The 24,263-nt window shown below is 62.1% G+C and carries 19 protein-coding genes; 15 read left to right on the forward strand and 4 right to left on the reverse strand.

From position 1 onward, the window contains the following. Nucleotides 1–19 precede the first annotated feature (19 nt). Nucleotides 20–625, reverse strand: coding sequence for an NAD(P)H-binding protein (locus J2Y41_RS17905; RefSeq protein ID WP_309930438.1), 606 nt, complete (start codon nt 623–625; stop codon nt 20–22). 83 nt (nt 626–708) lie between these two features. Here J2Y41_RS17905 and J2Y41_RS17910 point away from each other — a divergent pair, with 83 nt between their 5' ends. Next, a complete protein-coding gene (locus J2Y41_RS17910; protein WP_309930439.1) occupies nt 709–1,107 on the forward strand; it encodes a helix-turn-helix domain-containing protein in 399 nt (132 codons plus the stop codon). A 48-nt stretch (nt 1,108–1,155) separates the two neighbouring features. Here J2Y41_RS17910 and J2Y41_RS17915 read toward each other — a convergent pair whose 3' ends face one another. Together J2Y41_RS17915 and J2Y41_RS17920 are read right to left on the reverse strand one after the other, a co-directional pair. Beyond that, nucleotides 1,156–1,857, reverse strand: coding sequence for an ABC transporter ATP-binding protein (locus tag J2Y41_RS17915; protein WP_396133562.1), 702 nt, complete (start codon nt 1,855–1,857; stop codon nt 1,156–1,158). A 30-nt stretch (nt 1,858–1,887) separates the two neighbouring features. Then, the gene (locus J2Y41_RS17920) at nt 1,888–2,967 is read right to left on the reverse strand and encodes an FtsX-like permease family protein (protein WP_309930441.1); all 1,080 of its coding nucleotides are present in this window, start codon (nt 2,965–2,967) and stop codon (nt 1,888–1,890) included. A 196-nt stretch (nt 2,968–3,163) separates the two neighbouring features. On the opposite strand from J2Y41_RS17920, the gene J2Y41_RS17925 reads away from it, so the two are divergent. The 8 genes from J2Y41_RS17925 (at nt 3,164) to J2Y41_RS17960 (ending at nt 16,355) form a co-directional block, all read left to right on the forward strand. After that, entirely contained in the window at nt 3,164–4,441 is a 1,278-nt protein-coding gene (locus tag J2Y41_RS17925) for a sensor histidine kinase (RefSeq protein ID WP_309930443.1), read from the forward strand. Next, the gene (locus tag J2Y41_RS17930) at nt 4,438–5,094 is read left to right on the forward strand and encodes a response regulator transcription factor (protein WP_309930446.1); all 657 of its coding nucleotides are present in this window, start codon (nt 4,438–4,440) and stop codon (nt 5,092–5,094) included. The genes J2Y41_RS17925 and J2Y41_RS17930 overlap by 4 nt, the downstream gene beginning before the upstream one ends. A gap of 191 nt (nt 5,095–5,285) precedes the next feature. After that, a complete protein-coding gene (locus tag J2Y41_RS17935) occupies nt 5,286–9,134 on the forward strand; it encodes an NPCBM/NEW2 domain-containing protein (RefSeq protein ID WP_309930448.1) in 3,849 nt (1,282 codons plus the stop codon). Between the two features lie 103 nt (nt 9,135–9,237). Beyond that, nucleotides 9,238–11,214: a penicillin-binding transpeptidase domain-containing protein gene (locus tag J2Y41_RS17940; protein ID WP_309930450.1), complete on the forward strand. Its 1,977-nt coding sequence runs from the start codon at nt 9,238–9,240 to the stop codon at nt 11,212–11,214. Between the two features lie 13 nt (nt 11,215–11,227). Beyond that, a complete protein-coding gene (locus J2Y41_RS17945) occupies nt 11,228–12,490 on the forward strand; it encodes an FAD-dependent oxidoreductase (protein ID WP_309930451.1) in 1,263 nt (420 codons plus the stop codon). A gap of 68 nt (nt 12,491–12,558) precedes the next feature. Continuing rightward, nucleotides 12,559–14,241, forward strand: a complete 1,683-nt coding sequence (locus J2Y41_RS17950; protein WP_309930453.1) for an ATP-binding cassette domain-containing protein — start codon at nt 12,559–12,561, stop codon at nt 14,239–14,241. 156 nt (nt 14,242–14,397) lie between these two features. Further along, nucleotides 14,398–15,165 carry a DeoR/GlpR family DNA-binding transcription regulator gene (locus J2Y41_RS17955; protein ID WP_309930455.1) on the forward strand — a complete coding sequence of 256 codons (768 nt, stop codon included), beginning with the start codon at nt 14,398–14,400 and terminating at the stop codon, nt 15,163–15,165. After that, a complete protein-coding gene (locus J2Y41_RS17960; RefSeq protein WP_309930457.1) occupies nt 15,162–16,355 on the forward strand; it encodes an MFS transporter in 1,194 nt (397 codons plus the stop codon). The genes J2Y41_RS17955 and J2Y41_RS17960 overlap by 4 nt, the downstream gene beginning before the upstream one ends. Here the strand turns inward: J2Y41_RS17960 and J2Y41_RS17965 are convergent. Further along, nucleotides 16,300–17,004: a phosphatase PAP2 family protein gene (locus tag J2Y41_RS17965; RefSeq protein WP_309930459.1), complete on the reverse strand. Its 705-nt coding sequence runs from the start codon at nt 17,002–17,004 to the stop codon at nt 16,300–16,302. The two genes, J2Y41_RS17960 and J2Y41_RS17965, sit on opposite strands and share 56 nt — an antisense overlap. 91 nt (nt 17,005–17,095) lie before the next feature. Between J2Y41_RS17965 and J2Y41_RS17970 the strand changes: the two genes are divergently transcribed. The 6 genes from J2Y41_RS17970 to J2Y41_RS17995 all read left to right on the forward strand — a co-directional run bounded on the left by J2Y41_RS17970 (nt 17,096) and on the right by J2Y41_RS17995 (nt 24,173). Further along, entirely contained in the window at nt 17,096–18,607 is a 1,512-nt protein-coding gene (locus J2Y41_RS17970) for a phosphatase PAP2 family protein (RefSeq protein ID WP_309930461.1), read from the forward strand. Between the two features lie 139 nt (nt 18,608–18,746). Further along, nucleotides 18,747–19,691: an ATP-binding cassette domain-containing protein gene (locus J2Y41_RS17975; protein WP_309930463.1), complete on the forward strand. Its 945-nt coding sequence runs from the start codon at nt 18,747–18,749 to the stop codon at nt 19,689–19,691. A 2-nt stretch (nt 19,692–19,693) separates the two neighbouring features. Next, nucleotides 19,694–20,545, forward strand: coding sequence for an ABC transporter permease (locus tag J2Y41_RS17980; protein WP_224092491.1), 852 nt, complete (start codon nt 19,694–19,696; stop codon nt 20,543–20,545). A gap of 18 nt (nt 20,546–20,563) precedes the next feature. After that, nucleotides 20,564–21,847 carry a histidine kinase gene (locus J2Y41_RS17985; protein WP_309930465.1) on the forward strand — a complete coding sequence of 428 codons (1,284 nt, stop codon included), beginning with the start codon at nt 20,564–20,566 and terminating at the stop codon, nt 21,845–21,847. 56 nt (nt 21,848–21,903) lie between these two features. Further along, nucleotides 21,904–22,542 carry a response regulator gene (locus J2Y41_RS17990; protein WP_396133564.1) on the forward strand — a complete coding sequence of 213 codons (639 nt, stop codon included), beginning with the start codon at nt 21,904–21,906 and terminating at the stop codon, nt 22,540–22,542. Nucleotides 22,543–22,706: 164 nt separating this feature from the next. Further along, nucleotides 22,707–24,173: an amino acid permease gene (locus J2Y41_RS17995; RefSeq protein ID WP_224092504.1), complete on the forward strand. Its 1,467-nt coding sequence runs from the start codon at nt 22,707–22,709 to the stop codon at nt 24,171–24,173. Nucleotides 24,174–24,263 lie beyond the last annotated feature (90 nt).

The following is a 24,263-nucleotide window of genomic DNA, read 5'->3' on the forward strand; positions in this document are numbered from 1 at the left end:
GGTTTGCAGCCGCGAAACGTTAGTTTGCAGCCGTGAAGCGTGCCCGGCGGTGGGCCGGGCTTTCGATTTCATCCAGCATGGCGACGGCGTAGTCCTGCGAGGAAATGGTGGTGCCGGCAGGAGAGTCCTTGGCCACGTTGTATTTGCCGGTACGCTCACCGGGCTGGATAACGGGAGCGGGGGCAAGGACCGTCCAGTCCACGTCCTCGGGAGTCTGCTTGACCGCTTCCAGTGCCTTCGCGGCGGTGGTGGCTTCCGCCTTGTATGCCTCGGGGAAGTCCGGGGAATCGAGAAGTCGGACGCCGTCCACCTCGAGAGTGCCTGCACCGCCAACGATCATGAGGCGGGTTCCTTCGGCGTTGCTGTATGCAGTGGCCATGGCATCGAGCCACTCTCCATGGTCGCCGCCGGTGCGGCTGGGACCCGTAGCCAGCACAACGACGTCGTGGTCCTTTGCAATGGAGGCGAAGACCTCCGCGTCGGCCAAATCGGCTGCCTGGGCCGTTGCGCCGGTGATCTCGGCGCCCTTGCGGGAGATGGCCGTGACTTCGTGGCCGCGGGTGATGGATTCATTGACGATTTCACTGCCGACCATGCCCGTTGCGCCGTAGACTGCGATTTTCATGACTCTCCTTTGGGTTGCTATCCTTGCGATAACACGAAGGTATCTATTGGATACTGATAGCTTCAAAGGAACTGAGTTACCTCATGGATACTAATGCCCTGCCAGGGAACATCCTGGATCCCAATTGCCCATCCCGCGTGATCTTCCAAAGAATCGGCGACAAGTGGGCGTCTTTGGTGATCCAAGTCCTCGGTGACGGGCCCGTGCGGTTCTCGGAGCTGCGCAAGATGGTCCACGTTGTCACGCCGAAGGTCCTGACGCAGACGCTGCGTGCCCTGGAACGCGATGGGCTCATTACGCGGACCGTCCACGCCCAGGTGCCGCCGCGGGTGGATTACGAACTAACGCCGATGGGTGAATCCCTCCTGCAGCCCCTCACCCTTCTACGTCAGTGGGCGGAGAGCCACGTCCCGACGATTCTCGAAGCCCGCGATACGTACGACGAGGCGCAGGACGATCTGTTGCTCGGGTCATCCAACTAAGTAGCAGTTAAGCGCGTTCTGAACGTCCAAAACGCGCTCTACTGCGACCTAGTTGGGCAGAACGGACGGGAGCACGGCAGGGCTGATTCGTCCGTCACGCATGGTGGCCACTGAGTCTGTGAGGGGCAGGAACTCGGTGTCGTGCGTGACCATCACAGTAGCGGTGGAGAACTCGTCCGTAATCCGCCGCAACAACCTGACGATCGATTCACTGCGTTCGTGGTCCAGGGCTGCGGTGGGTTCGTCCACCAGCAACACGGTGGGGCGGCCCATGAGCGCCCTGGCGATGTTCACCCTCTGACGCTGCCCGCCCGATAGCTGGTGCGGCCTCTTGTTCGCCGATGCGGCCAAGCCCACGATCTCCAGGAGTTCATGCGCTTTGCCAAGGGCCCCGCGGACAGCCTTGCCGCGCAGGTGGTCCCGGATCAGCAGCTGCTCGACGGCGGTCAAGGACGGAAGAAGATTGGGCTGTTGAAAGATGATGCCCACCTTGTCGCGCCGCAGGGCTGTGCGTTCGGCATCCTTGAGCGCGGAAACGTCCTGGCCATCGATGACGACGAGTCCGGAGGTGGGCTTCACGAGTGTGGCCGCAACAGCCAACAGCGAGGATTTGCCGGAACCGGACGGACCCACCAAGGAGAGGAACTCGTCGCGCCCAACTGCAAGGCTTACAGCGTCCAGGGCCTTGAGCGTGGAATCGCCGTCGGGGTACTCCAGGGTGATGTTGATGAGGTTCAAAGCAGGGGTCACGATGTATGCCTTTCTGGGAATGTTCTAGACCTAGTTACCGCCGAGGGCAAACAGTGGATCGACTTTGGTGACCTTGCGGACCGCGAGGACAGCGCCGCCCAGGCCCAGGACAACGACGCCGGCAACGGGCACCAAGGTGGTCAAAGGCGTGACGAGGAAAGGCGCTGCGCTGGCCGCGAAAAGTCCGCCCGCCAAGCCCAGCAAACCGCCACATGCTGCTCCGGTCAGCAGCACGATTGCGGCCTGGCCCAACGCATCACGGAGGACATACCCGGAAGAGCCGCCGAGTGCTTTGAGGACCGCGATGTCACGAGTCCGCTGCACTGTCCACACGGTAAGGAAGGCCACGATCACCAAGGCAGAGATTCCGTAAAGAAATGCCTGCATGAGCATGAGCGAACCGTTCTCACTCTTGTACGAGGCCAGAGCCTGGAACGAGCCGACGGGATCCATGCTCACCGTGCCGGCCGCAGCGTTGGCGGCATCAACGCTGACTGAAGCACCGGCGTCGTAATTTACGGCCAGGACCGTGGCGGTGCCCTCAGGAGCGTGGGCGATCTTCCGCCAGGTATCGAGCGTCGTCCAGGCCACGCCGGTGTGCGAGTACCACTGGTCCTGCACAACTTCTGAAACAGTCAGCTCCGTCCCGCCGACGCGGACACGGCTGCCGACCTGGAGCCCCAGGTCCTTGGCCACGGTTTTGCCGATCACGACCGTCCCGTCCTGGACGGGGGCAGGAGCCGTCAAACCGCCAAAGATTGCGACATTTGCGGTCCCGTTCGGAGCACCACCGCCAGCCAAGGATTGGATGCGGGTTTGGCTGATGCCGACTGCGTGTGCTGATGAAACGCCGGGTTGCTCCCGCCAGGCCTCGAGTTGGGCATTGGAAACCTCAGACTCGGTGTAGGAGGCCTTCGGCTCCCCGCCCGCCGGTGCACCGAAGACGATCTGCTGTGCGGGCAGTGATTCAATAGCCGATGTCGACTGGTTTCCGAGCCCGGCTGTAAGCCCCGAAAGCATGACCAGCAGCAGGGTAATAAGGGCCACAACACTTCCCATGAGCGCGAAGCGGCCCCTGGCGAAGCGGATGTCGCGGATGGCTAGAAACATCAGAATCCTTTGCTTGGATGCGGGCTTGGTCCCGGCTGAATCCACTCTTCCGTCCAATGGATCCGGGCACATCGGGAACCTGATGGATTCGAGCACTTCGAGGGGTTGAACCGGCAATCATCCGATTGGTTGATTCCTGCCCCGGGACGCGGAATTTCGAGGGAGTGGAGCGACGGGCGGGGATAGGCTGGGACGCATGCAGGAGACTCCTACCGGCACCGCCACCATCCTCCGTGTGCTGCGGATAAGTCTCCATGTTGGCTTCGCCGTGCTGCTGCTGGTGGCAGTGGTGCGGCTCCTGGCAGGCACTGCGGGTAATCCGTCGCCGTTGGCGGTCATTGGTGGACTGGCGCTGTCAGCCGCCTTGGCCCTGGTGTACCTCGCGGGAACCGTCCTCGAGAAACGCCACGCGGGCAATGCCACCCGGTTCGATCCCACACCTTACTCAGGCTGGTGGCTTGGTGCCGTGATGGTCCTGTGGCTGTTGCTTCTGCTGGTCAGCGGCGATTTCACATGGGTTGCCTTCCCACTCTTCTTCCTCCAATTGCACATACTCCCCCGACGCCTCGCCTTGCCGGCAATCGTGGTGAGCACGGCTCTGCTGATTGGTGCCCTCTGGTTTCACAGCCAGGGCCCGGCCGACGGCGGTCTGCAGCTCGCGATGGTCCTGGGACCCATGTTCGGGGCTGGTTTTGCTGTGGTCACGGGACTGGCATACCGTGCCCTGTTCCTGGAGGCCGAGCACCAACGCATTGTTGCTGACGATCTCCGACGAACACGGGCAGAATTGGCCAAGACCCAGCATGACGCCGGAGTCCTGACAGAGCGCGAACGGCTGGCCCGGGAAATTCACGACACGTTGGCGCAGGGATTCTCCAGCATCATCCTGATGGGCAGGTCTGCGGGGAAAGCGTTGGACGAGGGGGACCTGAAGACCGCGAATGAACGGTTGAGGATCGTACAGGAGACCGCGTCAGCCAACCTTGCCGAGGCCCGGAGCTTTGTCCGCGATCTTCGGCCACCCGCTTTGGAAGAGTCTGGTCTGGTGGATACCTTGCGGAGGCTTTGCGAAAAGACCGAGACCGAAGCAGCCGCCCGGGGAACCGCACTGCGCTGCCGTTTCGAGCTTGTGGGCACGCCCTTGGACCTGCCCAATGCTTACCAGACCACCCTGCTCCGGGCCGCCCAGGCTTCCCTTGCAAACGTATGGGCGCACGCCCGCGCAAGTGCCGTCGTCGTGACTTTGTCCTTCCTCGGTTCGGAGGTAACCCTGGATGTTTTCGACGACGGCATCGGTTTTGAACCGTCGACGGCGGCCGGTACAGCGCGCGGCGACGGCACCGGCGTCGGGCTTCAAAGCCTTCGCGAACGCCTGGCTGCGCTGGATGGCAGCCTGGATATCGAATCGGCGCCTGGCGAGGGAACAGTGGTTGCCCTTCGGGTGCCGCTGCCTGCCCGGGAGGGCGGGGCATGAGTGACATCCGCATCCTCCTGGTGGACGACCATCCTGTTGTGCGGGCCGGACTCCGGGCGATGCTCGCCGATTTTCCTGGTGTCAGCGTGGTGGCCGAGGCCGCGGACGGTGACGAGGCGCTGGCCGAACTGGGCAGGTTGAACACCCTGGGTGAGCCTGTGGACCTGGTGCTGATGGACCTGCAAATGGGTACCGGTATGGACGGCGTGACGGCCACAGGCAAGATCAAAGCAGGGCTGGCCGGGACTCCCCCGCCGCCCGTCCTTATCCTCACCACCTACGACACGGACGCTGACATCCTCGCCGCTGTTGAGGCCGGCGCCAGTGGCTACATGCTGAAGGACGCCCCGCCTGAACAGATCCAGCAGGCTGTGTTATCCGCTGCCGCCGGTCAAACCGCGCTGGCACCGGAAGTGGCGGCCCGGCTCATGGGCAGGATCCGGAATCCGTCACCTGCATTGAGCCCGAGGGAAGTCCAGTTGCTGGAACTCCTGGCCACCGGAATGGGCAACCGCGCCATGGCGAAGCAGTTGTTCATTTCCGAGGCAACAGTGAAGACACACTTGGTGCATATCTACTCCAAGCTGGGCGTTGATAACCGAACGGCGGCGATAGCGGTGGCGGCGCAACGCAGGATCATTCGCGGCCACTGACGGCCACTGACGGCCAGGCGGCTTGAGGGACACTGGACGTCCCAATGAGGCCCCGACAAAGCAAGTGCCGTCCCCAGTGGCGAAGAAATTCTTTGTTAAACGATTGACCTTTTGCCTTTTTGCAGTGACGATTAGTGCACGTTTCGCCATGAGTTAGATCACAAAAAGTCACTCGTCGAAAGTTGGCCCCCATGTCCGCACCCCTCAAGGGCTTATCCAAGGCTGCGCCCAACAGCCCTGGATGCGTCCGCAATTCCTTCCTCAAGAAAGCAGCGTCCCTCGGATTGGCGTCGCTTCTGCTTGCTGGCGGCATCCCCGCCCTGACCTTCGCAACGGCAGCAAATGCCGCTCCCGGCGACCCCGCCCCCATCAAGGCAGTCACCCCTGAAGTACCTGTCGATGCAGCGGGAGTACCTCTCGGAGCGGTAACCGGATTCACCCAGTCCGGAAACGTCGTCGACCTCTCCACCGAGCGAGGCGCCATCCGCGTCACGTTCCTGGACGACGGCAACTTCCGCCTCGAAGCCGATCCCAGCGGCAAGTTCACCGACCCCGCCAACACCGATCAAGGGGACCCGGCACGGACTGCCAACATCGTGGTGGGGAAGGACAAGTTCCCCGGCAGCGCACCAACAGTCACTGACGGTGACTGGCTGGTCCTGAAGACTGCCAAGATCAGTGTCGAGATCAACAAGGCCACCACCCAACTCCGGCTGCTGAGCACCGATGGATCCCTGGTCTTCGAGGAGTCAGCCCCCATCACCTTTGGTGCGAACTCGGCAACACAGCACCTCGCCCCACAGGACGGTGAGCAGTTCATCGGCGGCGGCATGCAAAACGGCCGCTCCGTCCACACCGGCGCGCTGATCAACATCGCCCGGAATTTCGACTGGGACGACGACGGCTATCCCAATGCGGTTCCGTACTATATGTCTTCCAAGGGATATGGCGTCCTGCGGGACACGTTCGCCCGCGGCTCCTACAATTTCGGCGGGCAACCCAGCACCACCCATGAGGAAAAGCGCTTCGACGCCTACTACTTCGTGGGCGACTACAAGCAGTCCCTGAACGCTTACACCACGTTGACCGGCAAGCCGATGATGCCGCCGGTCTACGCCTTGGAATACGGCGACGCCGATTGCTACAACCGCTCCAACCCCGGCTATTCGTCGTCTGGATTCGGCGATCCCGACGGCGCCAAGCAGCGCACGCCCGACGCCATCAAAACGGCACGGAAGTTCGTTGAGAACGACATGCCTGCGGGCTGGATGCTGGTCAATGACGGCTACGGCTGCGAGTATCAGCAACTTCCCGAAACCGTGAGCAACATCGAGGACGAAACAGATCTCAAAGTGGGTCTCTGGACGCAGCGTTCCCTCACCAACCAAGAATACGAAGTAGGCGATGCAGGTGTACGCCTGCGAAAGCTCGACGTCGCCTGGGTGGGCCAGGGCTACCGTCAGGCACTTACCGGCTGCGAAGCTGCGCATGGAGGGATCGAGCAGTACTCGAACGCCCGCGGCACGTCCTTGATGGTTGAAGGTTGGGCCGGCTCGCAGCGTTGCGGCATGCAGTGGACGGGTGACCATTCAGGAAACCTCGACGCCGTTCGCTGGCAGGTCCCGGCCCTCACCGGTGCCGGCAACTCGGGCCTGGCGTTCACCACCGGCGACGTGGATGGCATCTTCGGCGGATCCCCGGAGTCTTACGTCCGCGACCTCCAGTGGAAGGCCTTCGCCCCGGCGCTCTACTCGATGTCCGGCTGGGCAGCGACGGACAAGCGTCCATGGCTTTACGGCGAGGAAGCCACTGCCATCAACCGTCAATACCTTCAGCTTCGGCAGCAGCTCATGCCCTTCATCTACTCACTCGCGCACAACGCTTCTGACACAGGCGTCTCAATGATGCGTTCCATGGCCCTCGAATTCCCTGACCAACAGTGGTCTTACGGCGCCGAGGCGAATAACCAATTCATGCTCGGATCCGACTTCCTGGTGGCCCCGGTCTTTACCCAGACCGACGTCCGCAACGGCATCTTCCTTCCTGCCGGCGAGCAGTGGGTGGACTACTGGACAGGCAAGCTATACCAGGGTGGCCAGATCCTCAACGGCTACAACGCGCCACTCGACAGGCTGCCGGTTTTCGTTCGCGCAGGTGCGGTGATCCCACAAGGTATCGTGGCCCGCAACGCCTCCTTGGTTCCCGAAGATTCCATGATCACTTTGGATATCTACGCCAAGGGGCAAAACACTTTCACCCTGTACGAAGATGACAAAGTCACGCGGGAATTCAAGGACGGAAAGTCTTCCACCCAGCTCCTCGCCGTGGAGGCACCCGGCACGGGCAACGGCAGCGTCAAGGTAACTATCGGTGAGCGAAAGGGCGAGTACACGGGCAAAGCTGCCGCCCGCCCCTACCAGCTCAAGGTCCATGCAGGTGCGGCGCCCAAAGACGTCAAAATTGGAGGCACCACACTGGCCCGGCACACCACCAGGGACGCCTACGATGCCGCTGCCGCCGGCTGGTTCTTCGATGAGGCCAACAACGGTACCGTCCTCGTGAAGACAGGTGTGATCGCCTCCAACCAGTCAGCCACCATCCAGCTTCAGCAGGCCGGACCCCTGGGCGGCAAGAGCCAGGAAGATACGGCAGCCGAGGTGCGCGTAAGCACTGGCCAGCAGGTATTCCAGGACCAGGAAACCACTGTCACTGCAGCTTTTGTAAACACCGGGATCAAGGCCAAGACAAACGTTGTGCTGACGCCGGTGCTGCCCGACGGGTGGACCGTCATCTCCTCTTCGGGGGCAACTGCCGCAAGGGTTGAGGGCGGCGCGACAAACACGGCGACATTCGTCATCAAGCCCGGCCCCATCGCGAACGCGGGTCAGCAGACCGTGCGGGTCTCGGCGTCGTACGCTGCTTCTGACTCAAGCGAGCAGTCGGTGACTGGGGGCAACCAGATCTACGTGGCCTATGGCTCCTTGGCAGCTGCATACAACACCGTCTCCGTGACCACAGTGGCGGGGAAGGCGCTCGGAAACTTCGACGGCGGAGGGGCCACCTTCGCTGCCGAGCAGCTGGCTGCCGCTCCCATCCCGGTAGGCGGCGTACGGCCGGGCAGCACTGTGACAGTGGAAGCGGGCACGCCCAAGCAGGTTGATTACACGTGGCCCGCCGTTGGTGCTGACGTCCCCAACTCCGTTGCACTGTCCGGACAGACAATCGCGGTCAAGGGCAAGGGAACACACCTGGCTGTTCTCGGATCAGCAGCTGTTGGCAATGGAACAAGCCCTGAGTTGACCCTGACATATGCCGATGGAAGCATGGAAAAGCAGTCGATCTTCTTCCCCAACTGGTTGCAGCCCTCAGTGCTGAACGGCGCCGTGGTTGCGGTGTCCGAACAAGGCCGCAACAACGCCAACGGACCGTCCCCGGAATACACGCAGTACAAATACCAGGCGTTCTCCAACACGGTCCGGCTCAACCCCACGAAGGAACTTGCCTCCGTCACGCTGCCTACAGACACGCGGGTGAAGTTCTTTGACTGGAAGGTCACGTCGCAGCCGCTGCCCGACGTGCCGCACGGATCGGTGTACGCGTCTGAAACTCCGTGGATCCAGGCCATCAACGGCTACGGCGTGATCGGCAAGAATGTGGCAAACAAGGATTCGGCGTCATCACCGGACAAGCCGTTGACCATCAATTACACCGATCCTGCAACAGGCCAGCAGCCTTCCTTCGCAAAGGGTCTGGGCGTTCACGCGGCCTCCAGGATCACGTATTACCTGGGCGGAAAATGCACGTCGTTCACCTCGCAAGTGGGCCTGGAAAGCGGCTTCGGTGGCAACATCATCTTCAAGGTCAATACCGACGGCGTGAACAAGTACCAGTCGCGAACGTACACGCCCGGGTTCGCTCCGGAAGCCGTTTCCGTAGACCTGACGGGTGCGGCATACGTGGAACTCGTGGTGGACCCCTCCGGATCCATCAACGGCGCGCACGGTGTCTGGGGTGATGCCAGGTTCACGTGTGCCCCGTAATCTGACTCTCCAGAGCCCGCCCCGCCCAGCTCCTTTGGGTGGGGCGGGTCCGGGTTGTGGTCGCGGAGAGAAACTGTCGGGGGAACGGGGCATAATGTCGCAAATGGGGAAAATGAGAACACGGAATCTTGTCCTTGGCTTGGTAGCGCTGGTGATGGTTGGTTCGCTGACGGCCTGCGATGACGGCCGCGCCGGTGCGGAAAGTGCAGCGAAGCAGCTCGCCTCCTCTCTGGCCGCGCTCGACGTCGGTTCACTCGCCGTAGAGGGCAAGGACGCTTCCGCGGCCAACGATCAACTCAAAGCGGTGTTTGAGGGACTCGATGCCAAGCCATCGGTTCAGTCAGGTGACGTGAAGCTCGACGGCGAGACCGCCACCTTCCCTTTGAACTACAGCTGGAACATTGGCTCAGCAAAATGGGAGTACAGCTCCGAGGCCACGTTGAAAAAGTCCGGCGATAAATGGGCTGTCCAATGGAATCCCCAGCTCCTTGCCCCGGAACTTTCGGACGGCGAGACGCTCTCCGTCAAGACGGTTCCTGCCCAGCGCGGACAGATCCTCGGCGCAGGGGATGCCCCCATTGTCCAAGACCGTCCGGTTTTCCGCGTTGGTATCGACAAAACCAAGCTTGCCGCTGATCAGGCGGATTCCGCCGCGCGGGCAATGGCTGCTTTGCTCGGCCTTGACGTTGAAGAGTATGCCAAGCAGGTGGGAGCCTCGGGTCCACAGGCTTTCGTGGAGGGCATCGTCCTCCGCGCTTACACCCCCGAAATTACCGAAGCAAAGATCACTGCCATTCCGGGCGGCGTGAGCATCCTGGACTCCATGGCGTTGGCACCAACACGCACCTTCGCCAGGGCACTCCTGGGAAGTGTCGGCCAGGCCAGTGCAGAGCAGATCGAAAAGTCCAACGGCGCCTTGCGGGCCGGGGACACCACAGGAACCGGTGGCCTTCAACAGAAATACGATTCTCTGCTCCGCGGGAAGGACGGCGTGGAGGTGGTCGCCAAGCAGGAAGCGAAGTCGGAAGGCGAGACCCCTGCAAGCAAAGTATTCTTCTCGTCCCTCCCTGTGCCCGGAACAACCCTCAAGACCACGCTTGACCTGAAGCTGCAGCAACTGGCCGAAGAGACGCTTGCCGGGGTAGGACCGGCGTCCGCCATCGTGGCGCTTAAGCCTTCTACCGGAGCTGTTCTCGCGGCGGCATCGGGCCCTGGCAGCAACGGCTACAACACGGCGATGCTTGGCCAATACGCTCCGGGATCCACGTTCAAGATCGTCGATTCCCTGGCGCTGTTCCGCGACGGCGCGACGCCTGATTCCAAGGTCGAATGCACCCCGACGCTGACAGTTGACGGCAGGACCTTCAAGAACTCCGAGGGATACCCGGAAAGCTCCTTGGGTTCCGTTACGCTGCGGGACGCTTTTGCCCATTCCTGCAACACCGCTTTCATCAATGCCCGTGACACGGTCAGCCAGGACCAGCTCGAGTCTGCCGCCATGGCATTGGGCGTGGCCGTGGAAGCGCCCAAGCTGGGCGCCGACGCCTTCCTCGGTTCAGTCCCCGGCGCCGCAGAGGGAACCGAGCACGCGGCATCCATGATCGGCCAGGGGAAGGTGCTCTTCTCCCCACTGTCTGCGGCGATCATGGCAGCCTCCGTTGGCAACGGCGCTCCGGTGTCCCCTCAACTCGTGCTGAACCCTGAAGCCGGGAACTCCAGCGCGGCAGCTGCGCCCACGGAAAGTGGCAGCGCGCCGTCGTCGTCCGCTTCCGTTAGCGCAGCGCCCGCGTCACCGCCCTCAGGCAAGCCGATCACCAAGGAAGAAGCGGCCGCGCTATCCGACATGATGCGGGCCGTGGTTACCTCCGGGCATGCTGGATTCCTCGCCCAGGTGCCGGGAGCGCCCGTCGGGGCAAAAACGGGTACTGCTGAGTTCGGCAATGAGGACCCGCCCAAGACCCACGCGTGGATCGTTGCCGTCCACGGAGACCTGGCGGTTGCTGTGTTCGTGGAAGACGGCGGCCTGGGGGCAACCACCAGCGGCCCGTTGTTGAAGTCGTTCCTCACCGCCGCCGGCTAAATCGGGAGAAGCCATGGAAAGCAGCACGCAGTGCGTTGTGGTTGGCGGAGGTCCGGCCGGGATTGTGCTGGGCTTGCTCCTTGCCCGGGCCGGAGTTGAAGTCACTGTGTTGGAGAAGCACGCCGACTTCCTGCGGGACTTCCGTGGCGATACTGTGCACGCCTCCACCATTCGCCTCCTCGACGAGTTGGGGTTGGGCGAAGGGTTCCGGCAGCTACCGCAGAGCAAGCTTGGTAATTTCCAGCTGCCTGCAGGGACCGGGGATTCCGTGATCCTCGCTGATTTCGGGCTCCTCAAGGAGCCGTACAACTATGTGGCAATGGTGCCGCAATGGGACTTGCTGAACTTTCTGGTGAAGGCAGCCAAGCAGGAACCCACGTTCACGTTGCGGATGAACACTGAGGTCACAGGGCTGCTCCGCGACGGGTCCGGCGCAGTATCGGGTGTGGCGTACAGAACCCGGGACCCCCTCACCGGCGAAACCCTGGGAACGGGCGAACTGAAGGCTGCATTGACGGTGGCGTGCGACGGCCGTAGTTCGGTGCTTCGTGCACGGGCGGGTTTGGTCCCACGCGAATTTCCGGTGCCGTTCGACACGTGGTGGTTCCGGCTTCCGAGGAACGCCGATGAAAGGGATCCCGTGGCGTCGATTGCCCCGAGTTTCGGGACTTCGGACGTTCTGCTGAGTTTGACCCGCAAGGACTTTTATCAGATCGCCTACCTCGCGGCCAAGGGACTGGATCCGAAGTTGCGGGCAGAAGGCGTAGAAGCGTTTCGTGCACGCGTCGCAAGGTTGCGGCCAGACCTATCAGACCGTGTGGACAACATCCGCTCCGTGGATGATCTCCACCTGTTGGACGTGAAGCTCAACCGCTTGTCCGAGTGGCACAAGCCGGGCCTCCTGCTTATTGGCGATGCTGCCCATGCGATGTCCCCCGCCGGCGGGGTGGGGATCAACCTCGCGGTGCAGGACGCCGTCGCGGCGGCCCGGATCATTGCTTCGCCGCTGCTGAGTAAAACGCTGGACGACCACCACCTCGCCGCCGTCCAGAAGCGGCGCTGGCCGCCAACCGTGATTGTGCAGACGTTTCAGCGGGTGCTGCATCGCGTTATCTTCGCACAGGTCATGGCGGGCAAGCAGCCAAAGCCACCCAAGCTGTTGCTCATTGTGCTCCGTAATTTTCCCAGCTTCCGGAAGTTGCCTGCACGGATGATTGCCTTCGGGCCACGACCCGAACACGCACCGCAGTTTGCCCGGCGAAAGCCTGACGCTTAGCTCGCTCGGGGCACCCAGGCCAAGTTCCGCCGTCGGGCCTTAATACCTGGGCGTGGGAAGATTGGGCGGTGGCCCATATTGACGTTTCCGGCATCGACTACTTCCTCTCCGACGGCACCCAGCTGCTCAACGGCGTGACTTTCAGGGTGCCTGATGGCACTAAGACCGCGTTGATTGGGCCCAACGGAACCGGCAAAACGACGCTGTTCAAGATCATTTCCGGCGACCTCACACCCGACGAAGGCGTCGTAGGCAAGTCCGGGAACATGGGCATCATGCGGCAGTTCGTGGGCCAGGTCCGGGATGAATCAACCGTCCGGGACCTGCTGGTCTCCACGGCCCAAGCCGGGCTGGCGGCAGCTGCCAAGGCGGTTGAAGAGGCCGAACTCGCCATGATGGAGCACGACGACGAACCCACCCAGATGAAGTACGCCCAGGCGATCGTGGATTGGGGAGACGCCGGCGGTTACGACGTCGAGACGGTCTGGGACGAAGTCTGCATGGCGGCTTTGGGGATATCCTTCGACAAAGCACAGTTCCGACGTGCCTCCACGTTGTCCGGTGGCGAGCAGAAACGCCTCGTGCTGGAAGCCCTGTTCGCGGGCCCGGATGAACTCCTGCTCCTGGATGAACCGGATAACTACCTTGACGTCCCCGGTAAGCGCTGGCTGGAGTCAAAGCTCAAGGAATCCAAGAAGACCGTGCTGTTCATTAGCCACGACCGCGAGCTGCTCAACAACGCCGCCGGACGAATAGTGACGCTTGAACCAGGCATAAACGGTGCCGGTGCGTGGATCCACGGTGGCGGTTTCGGCTCCTACGTGGAGGCGCGTGCCGATAGGAACGCCCGGTTCGAGGAACTCCGCAAGCGCTGGGACGAGGAGCATGTGAAGCTCAAGGAACTCGTCAACATGTACAAGAACAAGGCTGCGTTCCGGTCCGACATGGCCAACAGGTACCAGGCAGCGCAAACCCGTCTTGCAAAGTTCCTTGAGGCTGGGCCGCCCGAGGCCCTGCCAATCGAGCAGAACGTCAAGATGCGCCTCAAGGGAGGGCGAACAGCCAAACGCGCCGTCGTGGCGGAGAAGCTTGAACTGACGGGGCTCATGAAGCCGTTCTCCACTGAAATCTGGTTTGGCGACCGTGTGGGCGTACTCGGTTCCAACGGTTCCGGAAAGAGCCACTTCCTGCGCTTGCTCGCCACCGGAGGCACCGACCCTGAGCGGGAGCACTTGCCGGTGTCGGACGTTGTCATTGCTGAAGTGCCGCACGAAGGAACTGTGAAGTTGGGCGCCCGTATCCGCCCCGGATTCTTCGCACAGACGCACGTTCGCCCGGATCTGCTGGGCCGGACCTTGTTGGAGATCCTGCACCGCGGCGATGAACACCGATCGGGCCTTCCCCGCGAAGCTGCCGCAGGTGCCCTGGACTCCTACGGTTTGGCCGGCCAATCGGAGCAAAAGTACGAGTCCCTGTCCGGTGGCCAGCAGGCGCGGTTCCAGATCCTCCTGCTGCAGCTGTCCGGAGCAACCCTCTTGCTCCTGGACGAGCCTACCGACAACCTGGATCTGCACTCCGGCGAGGCACTGGAGCGTGCCATCGATGCTTTCGAGGGAACGGTCCTGGCCGTCACCCATGACCGCTGGTTCGCCAAGTCCTTCGACCGCTTCCTGATCTTCGGCTCCGATGGAAAGGTCTACGAGTCCGAGGAACCCGTCTGGGATGAGAAACGCGTGGAGCGCGCCCGCTAGTCCACACGTTCTCTCACATCATTGCCCTTTTCGCCCGATGCTCTCTCAGTTGATGAGAGAGCATCGTGGTTTAAGGGGGTGGGATGTGAGAGAGCGCCGGTGAGCAAATGATCACATTGCATGATTAAGTGAGCGTCATCCTGATACCGTTGAACCATGGGAACTCCTGACCGCCACCGGCTCATTGGCGAGCTGCTGCGCAAACGCGAAGAAGTATCGGTGGACGAGCTGGTCGCGGCAACGGGAGCGTCGGGCGCCACGATCCGCCGCGACCTTGAGATCCTCGCTGCCAACGGAGTACTGAGGCGGGTACACGGCGGCGCCCGCAGTTTGGTAGCGCGCGGTGACAACCCAGGCTACGGGCAGCGCGAGCTGGAAGAGCACGAGGCGAAGCTCAAGATCGCAGCAGCTGTTGACGCTCTGCTGAAGGACCGCGAGCACGTGTGGTTGGACAGCGGATCCACCGCCACTGAGATCGCCCGGCGGCTGAGCCAGCGTGAACTCACAGTGATGCCGATGTCATTGCACGGCGTCGAGGCGCTGACCCACACCAAGGAGGGCCGCCGGCCGCAGCTCATTCTCCCCGGAGGAAGCCTCATTCCCGGCGAACAGTCTTTCCGCGGCCCCATGACCGAGGCGAACATACGCTCGTTGCGATTCGACACGGCGTTGGTCACACCCTGCGCCCTTAACCTCAAGGACGGACTGCTGGCCCATGACCTTGACGACGCCGCGGTGAAGCGCGCCGGCCTGGAATCGGCGTCGCGGGTCATCGTTGCCTCCTCCGCCAGTAAGTGGAATGCCAGCGCGGTAGCCCTGGTTGCCGCGATGGAGAGCGTGGACGTCATCGTGACGGACCTGAAGCCATCGTCCGAAGATCTTGCCCGGCTCGACAAACTCTCTGTGGAAGTTGTGATTGCATGACCACCAGCACCAAAAGCATCACCAACGTCAACGCCGCGGCGGTGGCGACGTTCCTGATCTTCGCCATGAACGGCCTGGTGTTTGCCAGCTGGGCGGCACGCATACCCGCCGTCACTGAGGCTCTCAGCCTGACCTCCGGCCAAATGGGCACCCTGCTGCTTTGCACCGCCGTCGGGTCCTTGATGGCTTTGCCGTCCGCAGGTTGGGTGGTGGGCCGGATCGGTACAGCCGGCACGGTTCGCCTTGCCGGCATGGTGGCGGGTGCCGCAGGTGCTGCGATTGCCTTCTCCCTGATGGCTGCATCGGTTCCGGCCACAGCCATCGGCCTCTTCTTCTTCGGCATCGGCATCGGCCTGTGGGACGTAGCCCAGAACATCGAAGGGGCCGACGTCGAACACCGGCTCAAGCGGACCATCATGCCGCAGTTTCACGCAGCGTTCAGCGGCGGGGCATTTGTGGGCGCTTTGATCGGCGCGGGGCTGTCGCAACTTGGCGTTGGCCTCCCTGAGCACCTGCTCGTGATCGCCGGACTTGCTGTCCTCCTCGCGCTGACCGTGCCGCGGTACTTCCTTCCGCACGAAGCGTCAGTAGCCGAAACGCTCGATGGCGGTGCGCCGGCTCCCAAGGGACCCACGGCTTGGCGGGACGCCCGGACCATACTCATCGGTGTGGTGGTTTTGGGTGCGACGCTCACGGAAGGGGCCGGCAACGACTGGATTGCGAAGGCCGCCGTTGACGGCCTGGATGCCTCGGAAGCGACCGGTGCACTGCTCTTTGCGCTCTTCGTTGCGGCAATGACCGGGATGCGGTTCCTCGGCGGCAAGGTCATCGACAGGTTCGGCCGTGTCGCGGTACTCCGTGCCAGCATGGCCGCAGCAGCGCTGGGACTGGGGTTGTTCGTCTTTGCGGGAAACGTGGTGCTGGCCGGCGTTGGTGCTGCACTATGGGGCGTTGGCGCCGCCCTGGCATTCCCCATGGGCATGTCCGCTGCCGCTGATGATCCGAAGCACGCAGCCGCCCGGGTTTCTGTGGTTTCCACCATTGGCTACGTCGCGTTCCTGGCCGGTCCGCCGCTTCTGGGCTATCTTGGCGACCTGACGGGAATCCACATGGCGCTGCTGGCCATCGTTGCACCTATTTTGGTTGCCCTGCTCCTTGCCGGCGTCGCAAAGCCTTTGCGCGCCAAATAGTCCCCCGGCCAGCGGTTTCATTCTCCTGGATACATATATTGCGCATAGGCCACCACAACAGGAGGACCACGCCGGTGGCGAGGCAAGCGCCGCCGAGGACGTCACTTAACCAGTGGGCGGACAAGTAGGTCCTGCTGACCATCATGGCGAGTATTCCAAGAACGGCCAGCACTTTCGCCCACTGCCGGCCAATCAGCACAGCCATGACAACGAGGAAGGCCGTGGTAGCAGAAACATGCCCGGAAGGGTATGAACCGGTATCCGTGAGCACCCTGGCGTCCGGGGGCCGATGCCGCCCAACAACGGCCTTTGCCAGTTGGGTGAGGGCAAGGGCAGCAAGACCGGCCAGTGCGGCGAAAGCGGCAGCCCTGGGGCGTCGCCAGATAAGTAGGGTGGCAGCCAGAACACCGTGAAGCACCAGCATGCCCACATAGCCAGCTCCGTTGAACACCACGTTTACTGCATCCCAGAAAGGGGTGTGCAGCGTGAATGAATAGGCCTGCCATGTTGTATCAATTGTGTCGAAGGCGGGTTCCCCGTGACCGGCCACGATCAGGACACCCGGAACCGCGAATGCGCACAGCAAAAGCAAGGCAGGCGTGACAATCTGCCAGCTGGGCCGTTGGCGTGGACGCAGGACGCGAATCATTCACTCATCGTAGTCACGGCTGTTGGGTAAGGTTGGTGGAGTTCTGGAATGCCGCCGGGTCCTGCCGCCGGGCTCGCGCTACTGTGGTGGAATGCGAGGTTTCCTGGGCAAAGGCCCCAAGCACGTGGCAAGGTTCGATCATTTCCTTGTCAGGGCGGTTTCGCGCCAGCCGCAAGGCGAACATGATGATCTCTTCCGGCGGCTCTCAGCAGCGGCCACCAAGGGAAAGCTCTGGTTTGGCATCGCGGGAATCATGGCCACGGTTCCAGGAAAACCGCGCAGGGCAGCCCTGCATGGACTGCTCGCCTTGGGCGTGGCCTCCGGGGTCACTAACCTCATCTTCAAAACGGCGCTCCCCCGGCGGCGGCCCTTGCCGGAACACCTGCCCGTTTTCAGGTTCGTACACCCGCAGCCGGTCAGTTCATCCATGCCATCCGGACATTCAGCTTCGGCCGTGGCTTTTGTCGTGGGAGCAGGGATGGTTTCGCCCGTCCTGGGCGCCGTACTGGCGCCCATCGCCGCGGGCGTTGCGTATTCCCGTGTGCACACAGGTGCGCACTGGCCGTCAGACGTCGTGTTTGGTTCTGCACTTGGCGCGGGTGCTGCCCTGCTGACACGCACGTGGTGGCCAGCCAAGCCCGCCGAACCCAAACCCCGCCGGACGCCGGCAGAGGCCCCGGGAATTTCCGACGGCGAGGGGCTGAGCATCGCTGTTAATGTCCTGGGCGGTTCCTACTCTCCCGAAACCGGCGAACTGCTACAGGAGGTATTCCCCAAAGCGCATATTCATGAAATCGCTGAGGGCGAGGATGTCGCCGCTGAGATTGAAGCAGCCGCAGCCCGGCCAGGCACCGTAGCGCTTGGCGTGTGGGGTGGTGACGGGACGGTTGGCACCGCGGCCGCTATCGCCGTCGAGCATTCCCTGCCTCTTCTGGTATTGCCGGGTGGCACCCTCAACCACTTTGCCCGTGACCTCGGGACCAATTCCATTGACGCCGCAATCAAGGCAGTCACAGAGGGGCAGGCCGCGCTTGTGGATTTCGGGCACGTTGCCGTCCATCGAGGTTTGCCTGACAACCCTGAGTCCAGTGAGATTGCCATGCTGAATACGGCCAGCGTGGGTGTCTATCCGAACCTCGTACGCCGCCGGGAGCGACTGCAGCCTGCCATGGGCAAACCCCTGGCCAGTCTGGTGGCATCGCTGCGGACTTTCGGAGTGAACTCCCCCACCACGCTCACCGTTAACGGCGTGAAGCACAAGCTGTGGATTCTGTACCTGGGACGTGGGCGGTACTACCCCAGCGACCATGCCCCGCTTCGACGCCCTGTGCTGGACGACGGCGTCTTCGATCTCCGCATGATCACTGCGGATGAACCATTTGCCCGTGCCCGGCTCCTTTGGGCCGTCATGACAGGCACCGTTGCTGCTTCCAAAGTCACGCATCTGACCGAGGCAACTACCGTCACCATTGAGGCGATCGGAGAACCGTTGGTCCTCGCCGTGGATGGTGAGCCCAAGCCCGGGGTGCGCAGTGCAGTGTTCACCGTCAAGAGCCACGAGCTACGCGTGTACTGTCCGCTTCCGGGTGACCCAGCTTCGTAGCGTCATCCGGGAGGACTACCCTGACTGGACCCTGAATCATCCCTGAGACAGGCGATTTCCGCACCCTCTGTGACTAGCGTTGTCAGTACAGTCAACAACTCATCTGCACGTACACGTGCTCCGAGGAGGGAACGCTTCCATGATCGAAGCAACAGGCCTGACGAAGGTCTACGGCGAGAAGACCGCCGTCGGCGGTGTCAGTTTCACCGTCCAAGCCGGACGGGTAACGGGTTTCCTGGGCCCGAACGGTGCCGGCAAGTCAACCACGATGCGCATGATCATGGGACTGGACACTCCCACCGCGGGTTCCGTGACCGTGAACGGTGAACCGTTCGCCAAGCACGTTGCGCCGCTGCGTGAAATCGGTGCGCTGCTGGATGCCAAGGCGGTCCATACCAGCCGCACGGCGTACAACCACCTGCTCGCCATGGCCGCGACGCACAGCATCCCCAAGAGCCGGGTGCGGGAGGTCATCGAGATGACCGGACTGGGAGAAGTCGCCAAGAAGAAGGTGAAAGGTTTCTCGCTCGGCATGGGCCAGCGCCTGGGCATTGCGGCAGCGCTGCTGGGTGATCCGCAGACCATTATCCTGGACGAGCCCGTGAACGGCCTGGATCCGGAAGGCGTGGTCTGGGTTCGCAACCTGGTCAAGTACCTCGCTTCCGAGGGCCGCACCGTGTTCCTGTCCAGCCACCTCATGAGTGAAATGGCATTGACTGCAGACCATCTGATCGTGATTGGCCGCGGCAAAATCATTGCGGATGCACCCATCGCAGAGATCATCACCGGCAAGGGCCAGGCCCGCACACGAGTCCGCACGGACCAGCCGGAGCAGCTCATGCAACTGCTCGCCGGTACCGGTGTATCCGTGGAAGTCCACGAGCGTGAGCTGCTGGAAGTTTCGGGCCTGGATCCTCGCGGAATCGCCCGGACTGCCCTGGAGAACCAGATCATGGTCTACGAGCTAACCCCGCTCCAGGCAAGTCTCGAAGAGGCGTACATGGAGTTGACCAAGGACGAGGTGGAATACCACTCGCACATCACCGCCGGGACCTCTGTTCCCGTTCAGGCCGGAGGGAAATAGACATGAGCACCACCACTTTGGACCGCAAGTCCATGCGCAACTCCGTTGGTCCGGGACCGGCCTTCCACCGCGTACTGAACTCCGAGTTCATCAAGTTCCGCACCTTGTTGTCCACGCTGATTCTCCTGGCATCCACGGCGTTGGTCATGGTTGGCTTCGCAGCACTCTCGGCTTGGGGTACGGGACAGTTCGCCGAGCAAGCTGCGAGGGATCCCGAAGCCGCCGCAGCCATTGCTGCGCAGGGCGGCGACATCGCAGTCAGCATCCCCACCTCCGGCATCGCATTCGCCCAGCTGATCCTCGGTTCGTTGGGCGTCCTGCTCATGAGCTCGGAATTCACCACGGGCATGGCGCGCTCCACGTTCGCTGCGGTCCCCAAGAGGCTCTCGCCGTTCCTGGCCAAGCTGATAGTCGTGATGGTCAGTGCATTCCTGTTGACGGCTGTGTCCACCTTCATAGCCGGCCTCGTGTCACTCCCCATCGTGGATAACTACGATCTCAAGCTGGACCTCAGCAGCTCGCAATCGGTCAAGCTCTTGCTCGTAAACAGCATTTACGTGGCAGCCGTGGCAGCGATTGGCATGGCACTGGGAACCATCGTCCGCAACTCGGCAGGAGGCATCATGAGCCTCGTGGGCCTGTTCTTTGTGGCCCCGATTGCATTCCAGCTCATTCCCGGCGATTTCTTCGTGGAAGCCCGCAAGTACCTTCCCGGCAACACCATCAACCCGATGACCGCCGTCGAGCATGTTCCTGACACCCTGGAAGTCTGGCAGGCCGCCCTGGTTCTCGGCGCCTGGGTTGTGGTGCCCGTGGCCTTGGCCATGGTCCTGTTGAAAAAGCGGGATGTCTAGGCCGTTTAGGCTCAATCCATGACTGAAGCTTCCCAAGTGAAGGACGCGCCGGCTGTAACAGCTGACGCGTCCTTCGCTGAAATTGCCCAGCGCCGCAGGGGCCGAATCCGTCGCTATTTTTTCGAACGTCCCCGTGCGATGGATGCGGTGGTTGTCCTTTGCTACGTCCTTTTGGCCTTGCCCACCATCATTACTTCGATCATCGAGGGCAAGTGGCTCGTCGTCGGGCTCTTGCTGCTGATCGCGACGGTCCTGATATTCCGGCGGCGCTTCCCGCTTCAGGTGGTTGCCGCCGTCGTGGTTCTGGAAGTCCTGGCCACTGTGCTGAATCCGTGGGGCTCGAACGTGTCCGCGGGGTTGTGGTTTGCTCTCTACGCGGTCGCCACAACCCGGAAGCGGCCAATTTCGCTGGTGGTGTTTGGCGCTGCGAGCCTGCCGCTCAGCCTGTTGTACCTTTTCATGTGGACAAGTCCCAGCAGTATGAACACCCTGCAGGACGTCCCCGAGAACTTCCACCTCATCAACAACATCGCCACTGCCGTGACCATCATGTTGTCCAACCTGCTGGCCACAGGTATTGGTATCTCGGTCCGCCAGCGGCGGGAGCATGAGGCAGAGATCGCCGCATGGGCAGCGCGGACAACGCAGTTGGGCAAGGTCACCGAGCGCAACAGGATTGCGCGGGAAATGCACGACGTCGTTGCTCACTCCCTGACGGTAATGATCAGTTTGTCGGACGGTGCGGCAGTGGTGGTCAAGAAGGATCCCGACCGCGCCGGCGACGTCCTGGGTGAGCTGTCCCGAACGGGCAGGGCGGCACTTGCGGACATGCGGCGGGTGCTCGGAGTCCTGCGTGACGATTCCGGCCGCCCGGCGCCACTGACTCCGCTCGAGTCCGGGCTTAACCTTGCCAAGCTGCTGGATGGTTTCCGTACGGCAGGCCTGCCGCTGCACTACGCGCACACTGGGCCCGCGCTTCCGGCCGATCCTGCTTTCGAGCTCACCGTGTACCGGATTGTGCAGGAATCGCTGACCAATGTTCTCCGCTACGGGCGCTCGCTCAGCCGCGTGGACGTGCAGGTAGCCCGCGACGGCGATCTGGTCACCATCGACGTGCACGACGACGGCCGTGGAACCCGGGAAGGTGGCGAGTCGATGGACAGCCTGGGAACACGGCAAGGCATTGCCGGAATGCGTGAACGGGCTGGAATCTATGCTGGAATCGTTACTGCCGGTCCGGGTAAAAGGGGAGGCTGGGCGGTCCACGCCGAGCTGCACTGGAACGGCGAAAAGGGGGAATAGTGGTAGATCAGGGCGTCATCAAGATCCTGCTGGTGGATGACCAGCCACTGCTGCGGATGGGCTTTCGACTCATTCTTGAAGGTGAAGAGAACTTCCATGTGGTGGGCGAGGCATCAGACGGGAACGAGGCCGTCCGGAAGGTTGAGGAGCTGCAGCCGGATGTGGTGCTCATGGACGTCCGAATGCCCACCATGGATGGCATAGAAGCGACGCGCCGCATTTCGGACGCCGGTTCCGAAGCCCGGGTCATCATCCTCACCACCTTTGACCTGGACGAATACGCGTTCTCGGGACTGCAGGCGGGTGCTTCTGCATTCCTGCTTAAGGATGTGGCCCCGGTTGAACTCGTGCACGCTGTGCGGCTTGTGGCCAGCGGCGACGCCGTTGTGGCCCCCCGCGTAACGCAGAGGCTGTTGGAGACGTACGTACGCGGCGGCAGCGTGCCCGGCCAATCGCCCAGCCCACACCGCGATCCGTTATTGGACGATCTCACACCACGCGAGACCGAGATCCTCACGACCATCGCCGAGGGGCTTTCCAACGCGGAGATAGCCCATAAGTTCTTCCTGTCCGAGGCAACTGTCAAGACCCATGTCCGCCGTATCCTCAGCAAGCTGCAACTGAGGGACCGGGTGCAAGTGGTTGTGTACGCGTACGAGACCGGACTTGTTGTGCCGAGCAACCCGGACTACTAATGCGTTAGGCACTTGGCGTGCAACATATGCATTAACAAATGTTTTTAATGACCACATGCGGCGAAAATGTGTTACCTTCGTCACTACAGACGCCCTCTTTGGCACCTTAAGTCCGGATGTCCTCAGGCGTACCGTTCGCATCTGTCATTAACCGGAGACACCACATGGAACCTTCAGCACCCCTGCAACTGGACCATCTACCTGATGCTCCCGCTTCTCCCGGCGCTACTGCCTCGTCCACCGCTCCTGCCGAAACCGGCCTCCGCCGAACGATGGGTCCGCGGCACCTCATCATGATCGCGATGGGAGGTGTTATCGGATCGGGCCTGTTCCTCAGTTCGGGCTACACGATTTCCCAGGCAGGCCCGCTCGGTGCTGTCATTGCCTACCTCGTGGGGGCATTCGTGGTCTATCTGGTGATGGCCTGCCTTGGAGAACTCGCGATCGCCTACCCGGTATCGGGTGCCTTCCACATTTACGCCGCACGATCCATCGGTCCGGCCACGGGCTTCACCACGGCCTGGCTCTATTGGCTTTGCTGGGCGGTCGCGATCGGCTCCGAATTCACGGCGTCAGGACTGCTCATGCAGCGGTGGTTCCCTGGCGTCGAAGTCTGGGTGTGGTGCGTTGTGTTCGCAGCAGTCCTCTTCGGATTCAATGCCATCTCCTCCCGGTTCTTCGGAGAATCTGAATTCTGGTTCTCCATCGTCAAAGTGGGGGCGATCATTGCCTTGATCGTCCTTGGCGGAGCCGCACTCCTTGGATTCCAGCCCCTCGCGGAGTCCGGTAACCATCCGTTCCTCTTTGAGAACTTCAACACCTCAGGCGGACTCTTTCCCAACGGCTTCTCCGGAGTACTGGTTACCGCCCTGGCGGTCTTCTATGCCTTCTCCGGGTCTGAACTCATCGGGGTTGCTGCCGGAGAAACCACCGATCCTGCGCGGAACATCCCCAAGGCCATGCGTAGCACTGTCGTCCGCCTCCTGATCTTCTTCGTCGGTGCCATTGCCGTCATCGCAGCAACTGTTCCTTTCGATCAGGTGGGACTGGATGAGAGCCCGTTCGTCACCGTGTTCTCCTCTGTGGGTATCCCCTACGCGGCCGACATCATGAACTTCGTCATCATCACGGCACTGTTGTCCGCCGGAAACAGTGGCCTGTTCTCCTGTGCACGCATGCTGTACTCGTTGTCTGATGAAGGGCACGCACCAAAGGCCCTGAAGCGACTGACGCGGCGCGGTATCCCCCTCGTTGCCCTTTCTGTAAGCATGCTTGGCGGGCTGGCATCGCTGATCAGCAGCGTGGTTGCACCGGAAACGGTGTACCTGGCCCTTGTTTCCGTGGCCGGATTCGCGGTGGTGGGCGTATGGATGTCAATCACGGCATCGCACTTCTTCCATCGCCGGGCCTTCGTCCGAAAGGGTGGGCAGGTGGCCGACCTTGCTTACAAGGCCCCGTTCTTCCCGCTGGTTCCGATCCTGGCATTCACTCTTTGCCTGATCTCACTGGTAGGTATCGCGTTCGATCCAAATCAGGTTGCTGCTCTCTACTTCGGTATTCCGTTCGTAGCCGCCTGCTACATCTACTTCCACTTCAGGCACGGGCGGCACGCGGTTAAGCAGGTCGCCTGACCAATCCAGCACAGGGCTTCGCGGCCGGACTTCAGAGAGAGTCCGGCCGTGAAGCCGTTCATCGTCTGCCCATGAGGTCCTGATTCCTGC

The sequence above is a fragment of the Arthrobacter sp. 1088 genome (assembly GCF_031455315.1).
Lineage (GTDB): Bacteria > Actinomycetota > Actinomycetes > Actinomycetales > Micrococcaceae > Arthrobacter.